General features: G+C 59.6%; 12 protein-coding genes. 7 read left to right on the top strand and 5 right to left on the bottom strand.

Annotated elements, in window-relative coordinates:
* Positions 1–809 precede the first annotated feature (809 nt).
* The 6 genes from LMTR3_RS38025 to LMTR3_RS28315 all read left to right on the top strand — a co-directional run bounded on the left by LMTR3_RS38025 (position 810) and on the right by LMTR3_RS28315 (position 5280).
* A complete protein-coding gene (locus LMTR3_RS38025) occupies positions 810–1136 on the top strand; it encodes a hypothetical protein (RefSeq protein WP_141686844.1) in 327 nt (108 codons plus the stop codon).
* 382 nt (positions 1137–1518) lie between these two features.
* The gene (locus tag LMTR3_RS28330) at positions 1519–2736 is read left to right on the top strand and encodes an AAA family ATPase (protein ID WP_176722008.1); all 1218 of its coding nucleotides are present in this window, start codon (positions 1519–1521) and stop codon (positions 2734–2736) included.
* 257 nt (positions 2737–2993) lie between these two features.
* A complete protein-coding gene (locus LMTR3_RS39885; RefSeq protein WP_283809329.1) occupies positions 2994–3128 on the top strand; it encodes a hypothetical protein in 135 nt (44 codons plus the stop codon).
* A gap of 158 nt (positions 3129–3286) precedes the next feature.
* Entirely contained in the window at positions 3287–3523 is a 237-nt protein-coding gene (locus LMTR3_RS28325) for a hypothetical protein (protein WP_065748222.1), read from the top strand.
* Between the two features lie 159 nt (positions 3524–3682).
* On the top strand, positions 3683–4753 hold the full coding sequence (locus LMTR3_RS28320) for a hypothetical protein (protein ID WP_141686843.1): 1071 nt from the start codon (positions 3683–3685) through the stop codon (positions 4751–4753).
* A complete protein-coding gene (locus LMTR3_RS28315; protein ID WP_065748220.1) occupies positions 4747–5280 on the top strand; it encodes a hypothetical protein in 534 nt (177 codons plus the stop codon). The genes LMTR3_RS28320 and LMTR3_RS28315 overlap by 7 nt, the downstream gene beginning before the upstream one ends.
* A 311-nt stretch (positions 5281–5591) precedes the next feature.
* Here LMTR3_RS28315 and LMTR3_RS28310 read toward each other — a convergent pair whose 3' ends face one another.
* Positions 5592–7169, bottom strand: a complete 1578-nt coding sequence (locus LMTR3_RS28310; protein ID WP_065748219.1) for a hypothetical protein — start codon at positions 7167–7169, stop codon at positions 5592–5594.
* Between the two features lie 112 nt (positions 7170–7281).
* Here LMTR3_RS28310 and LMTR3_RS28305 point away from each other — a divergent pair, with 112 nt between their 5' ends.
* Complete coding sequence (locus LMTR3_RS28305; RefSeq protein ID WP_065748218.1) at positions 7282–7932, top strand: hypothetical protein; 651 nt, start codon at positions 7282–7284, stop codon at positions 7930–7932.
* Positions 7933–8004: 72 nt separating this feature from the next.
* Here LMTR3_RS28305 and LMTR3_RS28300 read toward each other — a convergent pair whose 3' ends face one another.
* The 4 genes from LMTR3_RS28300 to LMTR3_RS28285 form a co-directional block, all read right to left on the bottom strand.
* Entirely contained in the window at positions 8005–9531 is a 1527-nt protein-coding gene (locus LMTR3_RS28300; protein WP_065748217.1) for a HEPN domain-containing protein, read from the bottom strand.
* A gap of 206 nt (positions 9532–9737) precedes the next feature.
* A complete protein-coding gene (locus LMTR3_RS28295) occupies positions 9738–11132 on the bottom strand; it encodes a tyrosine-type recombinase/integrase (protein ID WP_065748216.1) in 1395 nt (464 codons plus the stop codon).
* 492 nt (positions 11133–11624) lie between these two features.
* Positions 11625–11951 (bottom strand): GcrA family cell cycle regulator, encoded by a 327-nt coding sequence (locus LMTR3_RS28290; protein WP_065748215.1) that lies wholly within the window; start codon positions 11949–11951, stop codon positions 11625–11627.
* Positions 11952–12212: 261 nt separating this feature from the next.
* Positions 12213–13196: a CorA family divalent cation transporter gene (locus LMTR3_RS28285; protein WP_065748214.1), complete on the bottom strand. Its 984-nt coding sequence runs from the start codon at positions 13194–13196 to the stop codon at positions 12213–12215.
* Positions 13197–13278: the final 82 nt, after the last annotated feature.

Raw genomic sequence — 13278 nt, 5'->3', positions numbered from 1 at the left:
ACTGGCTCATCTCGATAACTGCAACGAGTGTGTTATCCTGCTCAAAGGCGGTGAGGGACCTGCTGACGTCGAACGGTTGCGACATGGGGTGCTCCTTTGCGTGACCACGGCGCCCGAGGGTGTCCATACCCTCGCCGCCGCTGACCCTGCCGCCACCCCCCTCATAGCATCTGGATCCCCGCCTTCGCGGGGATGACAACTGAATATGAGGCGGCGTTCTCGCGACATGCTTTGCCCGAGGTTTGCTGCAAACTTCCTGCCCTCACCAATCAGAGGGCGCAGGGAAGACCGGGTGCTGGCTGCACCCGCGGTCTCGTGTGCAATTGTGCGCAAAGAACACGCACACGAGCATACAGGTATCAGCCGAAACAACCGGCCTTCCCTGCGCAATGGCTTTACGGCTTATGCCGTGCTCTCCCTGGAGACGAATTCCTTTTGCCTCCATCGCCGGCGGATTGAAGGTTTTTGGAAACCCGGTCGGGTCTCGCAAACCTCCGCCGGCTTGACACCAGCCACGGGTGCCAGGACCACACGGCTTTGCCGCAAGGAAAAAGAAATGTCGGCTTTTCAAGGCCTTGGGGAAAATGTCAGCTATGGCCGGACGGATCGGGCCCCGAATAGGCCCCGGCTCAGCAATTTAAAGGCTGTGAGCGCTTCTGAGCGCCTGTGAGCACGTATGGCTACCGGGAAAGCGCGCCGAGCAAAACCGATCTCGCTCTGCATTAAAAAAAATTCGGGAGGTCCCCGCGCCGATGAGCGCGCCTGAGCGCCCCTGACACTTCCTGAGCGGTCAGCTTAAAAAACCTGAAATGTACAATGCTCTGCCGAAGTGGGATGCTCGCGTCCATCTCAGCCAATTTCAAAGAGGTTGTGAGATGCGGCTGCCTCAAGAGCTTCGCGAACGCCACTACTACTCGGTCGATATTGCTGGAGCGCAGATCGGCTGGAGCCGTGCCGGAAGCTACCGCGCCGCAGAGCGAGGCGACATTCCGGTCGAGCGGGACGGTCGGTTTTTGCTGGTGCCGAAGCGAAAATGGGACCGCATCGTCAAGCGCATCACGCGCGAAGAACGCACGCTGAAGTTCGATCCCGGTTCGGAAACAAAAAAAAGCCCCGGAGGTGTCTCCGGGGCCTGAACCTTTTTTCGAGACCGGCAAGCGGTCGTCGCGAGCAACGTCGATCATAAGCGCCCGATCTCGGAACCTCAAGGGGACGAGGACGGGCAGCATGGCCTTCTATCCGAGCGACGAATTTCCTGACGACGAGGGCCCGCCTGAGAATTTCAGGTCGCTGCCGATCAGGGCCGCGAAATTCCAGATCATCGGCCCGACTGATGAGCCGTGCGAGCACTGCGGCGATATCGGCAGCGTCTACCTGATCCGCGATCCGTTCAGAGCTGTCGCCAGCCATGCGCTGCACGAGCAGTGCGCCAGCATCTTCTACAAGCGTGATCAGAACGACCACGAGCACCGCAAACAACAGCATAAGTCAGATTTTGATGAGCCGCCTGAAGGCTTCGTGCGCGTGCCGATCCCCCCTGCGGAGGGCCAGCGCCACAACCACGCCGAATACGAGGATGCGGACTTCGCCAAGGTGCTACCCGAGGAGGCGATCAATGGGCCGGATCAGTTTGACGACGCCGATCATGAAACAGTCTTCCGCAGCGCAGACAGCGTCAAAGGTAGCGGCGAAGCCGCGCCGCTCTCGCAACAAAGCCGGATCATCTTCACAAAATTCTCGGATATCGTCCTTTCGACCACATCGCGCTATTTGCTCAAGGGCATCCTGCCCAGCGTCGGGCTTGTCGTGGTGTGGGGACCGCCAAAGTGTGGCAAAAGCTTCTTTGTCTTCGATATGGTCGCCCATATCGCGGCAGGCTGGCGCTATCGTGATCGTCGGGTGAAGCAATGCCCCGTAGTTTATTTCGCTCTCGAAGGGCAGCTCGGCTTTGAAGCGCGCGTCGAGGCGTTCCGCAAAGCGCATTCGATCAGTGACATTCCGTTCTATCTTTCCACCGACAGGATCGTGCTGCCGCATGATGGCGAAGCGGTCGTGGCCTCGATCAAGCGTCAATTTCCGACCCTGCATCCCGGCATTATCGTGCTGGACACGCTGAACCGCAGCATGGCTGGCAGCGAGAACGATCCTTCTGATATGGCGGCTTACATCAGGGCCGCCGATCTGATCCGTGAGACCTTCAACTGCCTGGTTATCGTCATCCATCACTGCGGCGTCGAGAAGGGCCGTCCACGCGGTCATACCTCGTTGACAGGTGCAGCCGATGGACAGATCGCGGTCAGCCGCGATGCGTTCGGCAATGTCGTGGCGCTTGTTGAATACATGAAGGACGGGCCGCAGGGCGACCAGATCGCGAGCGCCCTCGAGCAGGTTACGGTCGGCACGGATGAGGATGGCGATCCAGTCATTTCCTGCGTCATCAGGTCTTCCGAGATGGCGGCATCGTCTAGGGCGAAGGTTTCGGGCCAAGCCGCGTTGGCCCTTCGCGTCCTGCAGGATACCATCGCTGATAACTATGAAGAGCCGCCACCGGCAGTTTCCGCGCTGGCAAAGACCCGGACATGCCGCGAAGAACTGTGGCGCGCAAATTTCTATAAGAAAACCGCTTCCGAAGGAGGCAGCCAGACATCGCAACAGAAGGCGTTTGTCCGGGCAGCCAACAAGTTACTGGAGCTGAAACTCATTGAAAAATGGGGAAATTCCGTATGGCTCGCGTGAACCCAGACATGCCAGACAAACCCGGACATTGGACATTCTGTCCGGGGACATCCCAACCCGGACAGACCGGACATATACCTATAGGTATGTCCGGGATGTCGGGTGTCTGGGTTCCACTATAGTTGCGGGGCAAAATGGCCCGGCGCCGGAAGAATAGCCCGTCTGCACGGCGTGCCCGAAGGTGCGAAGAGCAGCGTCGATATCGTGCGTTAAAACGCAGAGCGGGCGGGATCGCATACGCCCCATACGACATCGATGTGATCGAGCTGCTAATCGCGTGTAGTTGGCTCAACCCAGCGCTTGTTGATGACCGGCACGAGATCGGCGCGGCCTATTATCGCGCGGTGATCGAGGCCGCGCGCGATATCTCGCGCAGGCGTTCGGCGCGGTGACTGTCTTGCTTGATCGCCACGATCAGAACGGAGCAGCAAACGCGGCAGTTTCGCTATCCATTCTCCTCTGGCCAAAGTTATTTTCCGCAAGCAGAGCCCGGCGATCTGGTTTATTTTCCTGCCCTGGGGAGCAAATTCGCTCTTCGGGAGAACCGACAATGCGCTTCATCGTGCCGAAAGTTGATCTTCGCAGACAGACAAGTGGCGGTGATACCATCGAAGATGAAACCGGAAACGTGGTTGGGCAGTTTTTTTTCAGCCACGGCGACCGCGACAGAAGTGTCCTCCTTTTCGGCAAATATGGCGCGAGCTACAGAACGCATGAGGAATGCCAGGCTTTCGCAGACGGCGTGGCGGCTGTGCTCACACATATGACGAAAGTCGAGTTGAAGTGAGCCTCCTCCAGTTTGGCAGCCCTTTCCTTTCCATCTTGATCGCTATCGAGGCAAGGCGACCCCAGTGAGTATGCGTCCACAGCCTGAAAATTTCTGAAGAGCGCTCTTCCCTCGCACACTGCGCGGCGTGCCATCATCCTTTGGATGGAGGTCATCGCCGTGAACCTGCACAGCCCGATCCCCCTGCGTCCCGATCCCGGCGCAATGTTCAGCTCACAGAGCCGCAGCTTCATCCGCGCCGCAACAGCGATGGCGCTTGCATCCCGCGACCGGCAGCGCCCGGACGCGATACTGGCGAAGGCGTGGCCCGACGATGCCTCTGCATCGCGCATCCTGAAGGGCGCGACATCGCCGACCACCAGCGGCGGCTACCCGCAGGTGGAGGCCATCACGGTGCTGCCGATGCTCGCGCCGTCCAGCGCCTCGGCGCGGCTGCTCGGTGCCGCCAGCTCGGTCAATCTGGCCGGTGTCTCCTCGGTCGCCGTGCCGTACATCGGCGCGAGCGGCAGGCCTGTCGTGCCGTTCGTCGAGGAAGGCAAGCCGATGCCGGTGGTTGATATGATCACCTCGGTGCTGCGTGTCGGCCCGGTGAAAAAATTGCTGATCGGATCGGCGCTGACCAACGAGCTGCAAGCTGCTTCCGGCGACACCGCGTCAACGATCATCGGCGGCGCGCTGGCAACATCCGCCGAGCAAAGCATGGATGCGCTGTTGTTCAGCAACGCGGCGGCCACCGCTGCCGCGCCTGCGGGTTTGCTCAACGGGATCGCCGCGAGCCCATCGGCAGGCACCGGCGGCGCGGCAGGCATCGCTGACGATCTGGCGCTGCTGGCTGGAGCCATCGCCAGCCACGGCATCAGCGCCGATGACATGATCATCATCACCACATCGGGCCTTGCCACCAAGCTGCGCTGCCTGGTGTCGCCGAAATTTTCCAACGAGGTGCTGTCGTCAGCGTCGATACCAGCCGGTGAAGTGATCGCCATCGCGGCTGGCGGTCTGGTGACCGGCTATGACGGCGGCGTTTCAATCGAGGTCAGCGAAGAGCCAACCCTGCATTTCGAGGACGCCGCGCCGAGCGACATCGGCATCCCTGGCTCGCCTGCGGTCGTGGCCGCGCCGACAAGATCGATCTGGCAGACCGACAGTCTGGCGGTGAAGGTTCGCGGCTGGTGCGCGTGGGCGGTTCATCCTGGCGCAATCGCGTGGATCACAGGAGCAGCGTGGTGAACGCCATGAGCAAATACAACGACGAAGAACGCAAACGCATCATCGCCGAGACCTATGCCACGCTGCAGCGCGGCGCTGCGGATCACGAGGAGCCATCGCCTGTGCCCGATCTGCCGCCCGAGGACGTGCTCGCTGAAGCGTTGGCGCGCCCGCTCGAAGATCGCGTCGAGCGTTGGCGGCGCGAGGCCGACGAGCAGACCGCGAGGTTTGCGAGGTTCGCGCGAGAGCGCAGACGGCAAGAACGCAGGCCTGTGCCGATCAACTGGGACGTGAAAATTGCGGAGGCCATTGCGGAGGAACGAGGGTTCCTGCTTGAAGTGCTCGCCGAAACCGTCGCCGAGCTGGCAGATCGCCAAACGCGAGCTACCGAAGATGCGCTGCGCCCGATGCAGATCGAACTTTCCGAGCTGAAAATTGCGAACGCTGAACTGCGGGTCGCCAACGCAGAGCTGCGCGTGCAGCAGAGCGCCGATCACGGCAGCACCATCGATCTGCCTGCGCTACCGCTGCGCAGCCGCGCGAACTGATCGCGGCTGGAAGTCTCGCGCGCTATGAGCACGTATGGCTCTATCTGAGCAATTTGTCCCGTAGATGGTTGCTGATGCGTTTGAGCAGCTCGCCGCTGTAGCGGTAGCAACAACCTCGAAATATCTTATCCAGCGCGGCCCTGCACCACGGGGCTAAGCTTTAGGGGGCCGGGGGGCGGATCGCTCAATTAGAGCTGCAGCATTTCCGAGCGCTGGCGGCGCTGCAGAATGAACGGCTGCACATTGTCAATTTGCCCCAAGAAAAATCTTCTATCAAAGCTCCGTGCGTCGGCGGATGTCTGGCGCGGGCCTCACTTCTCCTTTTTGTAGCGCTGGCGAGACGACTTATGTTTGGGCCACCGGCGCTCAACCGTTTCGCCCAGTATCGGGAACTCATCGCTTGAAAGTTTTTTCTTAATGAGCCTGTCTTCCCGCAGGATGTCGTAGTGCTCCTTCGCTTCCACTGCTGAGGCGACCAGTTCGTCGGTCCACTCGTCGATGCGCATGGTGAGCATGTCTTCCGAGCCACCCTTGCGGCCAGTCTGCGACGAGTGCGCATCCATGCCAATTGCGACCACCGTGTTGAGATGCCGGTTCTCATAGAGGATCACGAGGCAATAGGCCTCAAGTGTCGCCGCTCTCGTTTCGCGGTACTCCTCGTAGCCACGCTTTAGGCCGCCGCGAGCCTCCAGGTCTACCGGGTAGGCAAGAACCATGATGAGGTAAGCTACTCGAGGATCGGCGCTTCCCCCACCGGGGAAAATGACGCGAGTGTAGCGATCTCTCTTCTGATCCATGGCTGTTCTAAGTGCATCTTGGACGGCCTGACCCAGTATTCGGCGGGAGAACCGGCTCTCCATCGCCATGAACCGAAGCCCGTACTCCGCTGTCGCGACGGTCGTTTGCGCTCCAAGGACTGTCACGCTGGTGCCTGCCAGCAGGTTCTGGGTGAACAGGTTGATGAGCCTGTCCCAAACCTTTGATATGTCGTCCGCCAGTGTTTTCGCGAAGTAGGCTTCCGATCTGACGTAGGCCGACCACTCGCCTTGGACGGTCATCCTGACGAATTTCTCGGTCCCTTTTTCTCGCGGCGGCTCGAAATCATAATTGCCACCGGACCGGATGCCCGTGTTGAGGTAGCTGGCCAGCAGCTCTTCCTCTCCATGAGCAAGGAACAATTTGTCGCTCCGCAGATACTCAGCCCGTTTGACAAGGTAGCGAGTGAAATCTGAAATCGTATTCAGGTGTTCGAGGACGCGCTTAATGCCGACATCGTCGAAGACATGGATAAACATGCTTCCGGGGTTCACATCCCCAACACAGAAGGGCATGAACCCACCCTGAGAGAAGTCAATGGCATCCTGTCCCTTAAGTGAAGGCTGGATCATGAACGAGCCGCTATCGTCGTTCATAGCTTCCTGGATTGCCCCGTATGCCCCCGTGGCGACCACAACGCCATGCACGCGCCGGGTCTCAAGCGGCGGGAGTTCAATGGGAAGCCTCTGAGTGCAAGCTGGGTTAGTGAAGATTTTATCGGGGTAGCGTGCCATCCAGTTGTTGGCACCGTTGATCTGCACGACGGCACCCTCGATGGCCTTTCGGTAAAACCGAGGCCATGCCACCTCAACGGGCTTGTCGCTCTGATACTTGATTTGCTTGTCACTGAAGATGATAACGTCTTGGCCGCAGACGACCAGCAGGTCGCAGAGTTCCTTGCCGTCTCCTTTGCCGTTCTGCTTCTTGTCGTAAAATAAGTTCGGATAGGACCACAAATTCAGGAACGCCTGCTCGCCGAGGTCGGCGAGAAGCCGCTCCGACGTGGTCGATCCTCGGCTGCGATGAATTTTTCCGTCAACGGGCTCGCCCGTGCCTTCGTTGGGACTTGCCAACTTAACCTCTGTATAGCTGCAAAAAGCGGGTGCATTTTGCCTTAAGGTTGCAATCGGTCAATAATTAAACTATCCGACTGCTTGGTTCGGCGGTTGCTAAAGGTAAGCGCGAATGATCAGGCCGCCCAGCAGTACGGAATGGGACACATCACGCCTCTCCGCCGAGCGGCGAGCCTATCTTGATAAAGGTCTGCTGTTTAAAGAGATCGCTGCGCAGGTGATCGAAAGCGCGACGGTCATCAGCAGTCGCATCGAACCCTATCGCACTGGCGAGAAGGACGGGCGACAGATCATTTTTGTCGTCCATGTAGCGCCGCAAACCTGCGATCTGCTCTACAACGCCCCTGACGGGATACGCGGACGTTACTGGCAAAGCCCTGACCATGGCTTCGCTGCGACAAGACGCCTGATCGACGGGCTGTTGGCAAAACTGATAGGCGAGCAGCCACCTGCGCCAGCCGAGAAGTGCGCACCGATGAGCGCTGAGGACATCAGAGCTTCCCTTGAAGGCATTTCAGCAAAAATTTGGCCGAGAGAAAGAGACGATAGTGATAATCCCCTCTGGGCGGAAGACCAGCTCAAGGTGCCGCGCTGGGAGCAGAACGAACAACTTGTTGAAGGGAAAGGGCCCAGTTGGCGACGCTCGTTCACCAGCGACGACCTTGAGATCAAAGGGGCCATCATAGGGGCCGACCGAGCCGAATACATCCCCGAAGTTAAGCGGGACCGTTCCTGTCAGATACACAAGTTCGGGTTTACATGATCTGTCCATGAAATGTTGCGCAATGAACATCGATAGTGAGGGACCATTCTGGGGATACTTCTCGGCTCCCGATTATGGTTTGCGGGTACGGTTGGCTCGCCTCGATGGCTCCTTTCGAGCTGCGATCATTTCGTCACCCCTAAGGAGCAGACCTTCGTCGATCTTCGCTGGAACTTGATATTCTGGGTGAGTAAGCAGCACGTTGAGCACGAAGCGAAGCAGGTCCGAGGCGAGCAAGCGCTCGTTGGCGTTGCTTGTGTCGGTAGGCTCGGACGCCTTTTTGGAGCGCTTCCGCCGCATACCGTGAACGATGGCTGATCGAGCTGCATATAGGCGCTTGACTTTGGCGGCGACCTCAGCCGCTGGATAAGCAGGGTCAGCGTGCAACATTGAAAGGGCCGCAGCACGAAGTCGAAGTTTGTAAGACAGCGACTGGCTCTGATCGTCACCAAGAAGCAATTCGAGACCAATCGTCCCGTCGAGAATAGCGTCAGCTGCATCAGTCCGCGTGAGACATCCGTTAAGGCGGCTCAGCGCAAGCCGTATCCCCTCACTTTCGCTGCCAACAACAGCTCGATACATCCGGCGCACTTCTTTGAGATGCTCAGCCGTGACCGTCGCCCCAGGGCTTGTCCAACCATAGTTATCGTACTCGTTCGGATAACGTCGCAGCGCTGTGCCATAAACCGGCGTTAGATCGCAGAAGTAACTGAGCGACCAACCTCTCGGAACCCAAAGTATTTGTGCGTAACCAGTGCTAATACCAGTCGCGACCCTAAGCGCGCCGAAGAAGCTGTCGATTGCGTCTAATACGTTTGACGACGACTGGTTCAGTGATCTGCGCACCTCATCAATGTTGTCAACTTCAATGTTCCAGCCATTTGACACGAACGCATGTGTAGCCGCGCCGACTACCATCCTCACCGCGCCCGAGCCCAGCGTGCTCATTCGCGCTCTTGCCAGCTGGAGTTTTTTTGGCATCCGTGCAATGTAGGTCGTCTCTGTAAGCCGGAAATGGTCTACCTCAAAGTGCGCCATGGTAATGGGAACGACGAGCCGGAGATTTTGGCTCCGAAAGATGGTTCCGAATATCAGAGGCCGAATGACAGCGTCGCGACGTTTAGCGTCAAGTGGGGCGTTGAGCCCATGCAAATGTAAGTAGCGCTCCACCGCGTCTCCAACCAAAGTGTCGATGGAGTGGTCCGAAACCATATCTTTGTAAACTGGCCGAGACAGGTCCAGCCTTTCACCGATATCGTGGCTTCGCAGAAAGGACGCGAGTTCAGCGCCTTTTGGGAAGCCCACTTCAGGTCGCGCATATCCTCCTAAAAGCCCGGCGAGAGTGCGAGGTCGCAACATACTTACGTAGTCTCTTGGAGAGGTGTCTTTATAAAATCCAGCCTCGTGGAAAGAAGGGAAACCACTGTCCAGCTTAGACATGACAGGATAGTCATGGTGCGGGCCGATGTACTGACCGGGTGTATTAGCCTGCCTTATAATGGCGGCATGCAACTCGTCGAAAGCAGCCGCGAATAATTCCAAATAGCGCAGCGCTTCCTCTCGCAGCTTCTCCGATGCCGCCGATGTAACTGAGGCCATTTGGTTTACCGCGGTTCATGTCGGACATGAGGACCGATATCTTAGCGTATCGGTGGAATGCACCCTACCACCCGGTGGAGTTTGTTTGGGTTGATGAAATTCCAGTATCCCCAGAACTTCGCCATTTCCGCTCCCGTTGTGAAATCGAAAGGCCTGTCAGGCGTGAACCTAAACAGACCTTTCGTCGTCTCAACTTCCTGCTCAGGTCAGGCGGCCACACGCATTGCCGCCTCAACGGGGTAGATTTCGGCAGGTTCGCTCACGATGCGCCTGATCTCATCGGCCAGCCGCTGCAGCGCCGCGCGCTTCTCCTCGATACGAGGGTCCTGATCGTAATGCCTGCCGGTTACCGTCGCGACCGCGCCGTGATCGTCGCTCTTGATGGTGTGGTCGAGGCAGAGCGAGATTGTCGCTCGGCTGATGCCGATGCTGCCCATCAGGCTCGCCGCCGTGCGCCGCAGATCATGCGGCGTGAAGGGCCTGATGCCGAGCTGCTCGCAAAGCCCAATGCTGCGCGTCTTGCCCTTGCTATCCTTATTGCCGCGTAGCGCGCAGGCCATGGCTTTTTTGTTCAGCGGCTCGGTGCCGAAGCGGCCCACGAACATCCACGGATAATTGCCCATTGCCTCGCGCGCGATCTCGACCGCCAAATCAGAGAGCGGCTGCCTGATCTCGCGTCCCGCCTTCACCCGCTCCTCGGGGACATCGACCTGCGGAGATCGGCTGTTGAGATCGTGCCCCTCCAGCTCATCGCGATGGATATGCAGCAGCTCGACCGAGCGGAGGCAGCTCACCAGTGCGAATTTGATCGCAAGGCAGATGCGCCGATCAACGGTGATGTCGGGACGATCCAGCCCATGCCAGAGGATCGCGATCTCCTCGCGGCTCAGCTTGCGCTTGCGCGGTTCCTCGATGGGCAGCAGCGGCAAGTTCACGCATGGCGATGTGCTGACATAGTCCCGGCCAGCTTCAGCCGCCCAGTTGAAGAGGCCCGAGACCGCCTTGCGCATATGGCGGGCGCTGGAGACCGATGCCTTCAGCGGCTTGCCGTGGGCGATCAGCTTGCCTGCGAGGATATCGGCCTGCAGCTGCGCGATGTCGTGTTTGGTAACATCCCCTGCGATCATCCTACCGAGGCGCGGGCGGACAAAGCGGTTCAGGTGGCGGGTCTGTTCCTCCCAGCTCTTCATACGCGGCGCTTTCTTGATCACGACGCCGTGCTCGGTGTGGCGGCGCGTCTCGACTTCCTCGCTGAGCCACGCGATGCGCTTGTCCATAATCTCGCCGACCGTGATGCCTGCCTGCTTGGCCTGCAGCCTGCGGACCTGCCGCGCGGTCTGAGCGATATCCTCACCGTTAGCGATCCTGAACTTCAGCTTCCACGCTTCCTTGCGCCAGAAGACTACATCGCACTCGCCCTTGCTGTAGACGCCCAGGCGATGCGTGGCGCGCCGCTTGCTGATTGGGCAGGTGTATTTCAGGAAGAAGGTCGGCGGCGCTGATGGGCTCAGGCTGACGTACAGGCCAGCGCAGGCGGCATCGTAAATCTTGCGGCGCTGCTTCACTTCGGCGCGGCAAATCTTCTCGGTGATGTTGGGCATGGGATGCTCTCAGGCGGTGCGTTTGCGGGTGCCGCGCTGGGGCCCTGCCCCAGTACAGCGGGTTCAGGGAGCGCCCATCAGCCGTGCTCCGAGAGCATAATTCGCGAAAAGCCTATACGGGAAGGGCTTTTTCGCGCTCAGATAGGTTCAGGAGCGCTCACTGAGTATCAAAATAAGGCCCACACGGTTTTGCCGTACGCGAAATGCGCCGCTCGTCCTGCGCTGATTAATTGCTCACAGCCCCAAGACAAAGCTTGAGGCCGCCCTGCAATGCCTCGCGCGCGTGAGTGCCCTCGCGTCCACCGCTCCCCGCACTCCACGTATCGTGACGACGCGTACGCCCCTCTTCGATGAGGCGGGATGGCGCGAAGATGGAGCTGATTTGGGGGTAATGAGAAGCGATATATTTTCGCCGCGCGATCTGGACGACCCAAATCACGTTGAATCGGCTGGTGAAATTCGTGTTTTGGCGTCGACGGCAATCAGCGAGCGTCAGCCGGTATTCCTGACCGCATCAACCAGCATCGCGTAAAGCTGGCGCTTGGTGAATTCCTTGGGCTGTGTTGCCGCCGGCTTGCGCGGGGACACCACCTTGTCGGCCGGGCGGGCACAGGCCAACTGCGCCACCTTTCGCTTCGGCACCGACACGATCCTGGGGTTCGCCGTTGGCGGCTTACGACCGCGCTTCTGGCCCAAGCGCTGCAACTTGGCGCTCACGGCATTGCGGCTAAGGCCTAGCCGGCTTGCGATCTGACCGGCGCTGTGGCCATCGGCCCAGAGCTTTTTGAGCAGTGCTACGTCGTTCGCATCCCAACCCATGCAGATGATTATACATCGATTGCGAGCGACAGGCTAGTCGTTGCTCATGTTGATCGAGCGAGCAGATGGTCTCGTCGTTAATGCCGCGTCGTTGAGAATTGTAGGGTGGGCAAAGCCACCGGGTCGCGCGAATGCGCGCCCGATGACAGGCTCCGCGTGCCCACCCTACCACGAGCGGAGCGTGATATGGTGGGCACGGCGCTTTGCGCCTTTGCCCACCCTACGCAGCTCTCGTGCCCCGGACAGCATCGAGGGATCGGCCTACAGGGCCTTGGTTCGCCTGAGCAGCCACCAGGTCAGTGCTCCCGCCGCGATCACCAGCAGAAGCGCGTACCAGGTGCCGCCGTCGCCGGTCTGGAATGGCATGTCCTTGGTGTTCATGCCGAAGAAGCCGGTCACCAGCGTCGAAGGCAGCATGCACGCGGTCAGGACCGACAGCGTGAACAGGCGGCGGTTGGTGATCGCCGTCATGCGGCCGGCGATCTCGTCCTGCAGCAGCCGCGCGCGCTCATAGATCGCGCTGAACTCGTAGTCGAGCGCGTCGAACTTCTGCGCAAGCTTGCGCATCGCCGACAGCAGGGTTTCGGATTCGACGTCCTCGCGCGCCTCCATGCGATGAAACAGCGCACGGATCTGCGACAACTGCCGCCGCGTGCGGATCGCCTGCAAGCGCACGCGGCCGAGCCGCAACCGCTCATCGTCGATCTCATCGTGCAGTACATGATTCTCGACGATGTCGAGCTCGTCGCCGAGGCTCGCGGAATACCGCCCGATCACATCGGCGAACTGGTCGACGATCGCATCGAACAGTGACACCGGGGTGGGAAACTTGCGGCCGCTATCGAGCGCACGCCGCGTCAGCTCGATCGCGCGCAGCGGCTTGCGCCGAGCCGTGATCATCAGCTTTGACGAGATCGCAAAGTGCACCCGCAGGAGATCGTCGCCCTCCTGCATGAACTCCTGATGCAGGTCGGGCAAAACGCCGGCGATCTCCTCGTCGAAGATATCGAGGCGGATATGCTCATCGGCATCGAGCAAGGTCTCGCGCGCGATATCGGACAGCGGCGCACTCCTGGCGAGCCAGTCGTGGCAGCGGCGGTTGGACAGATTGAAGTGCAGCCACAGCCAGCCGTGCGGATCGGCGAGTTCCGCATCGAGGCTGGCGACGTCGAGCTTCGTCGCGGAGCCGTCGCTCGCGAAGCGATAGGCGGAGATGATGCCGATGTCGGCGAGAGGCTGGTCCATCGGCTAACCCGTTGCTGGTGCGAAGCAGGCAATGCGTCAACGCAGTGGCAAGCTGGTGGCGACTACACCCCATCGAAGCTCT

The sequence above is a fragment of the Bradyrhizobium sp. LMTR 3 genome, assembly GCF_001693485.1.
In the GTDB taxonomy this organism is placed as follows: domain Bacteria; phylum Pseudomonadota; class Alphaproteobacteria; order Rhizobiales; family Xanthobacteraceae; genus Bradyrhizobium.
The sequence above is the reverse complement of the archived record's forward strand: the minus strand, read 5'-3'. Positions and strand labels throughout refer to the sequence as shown.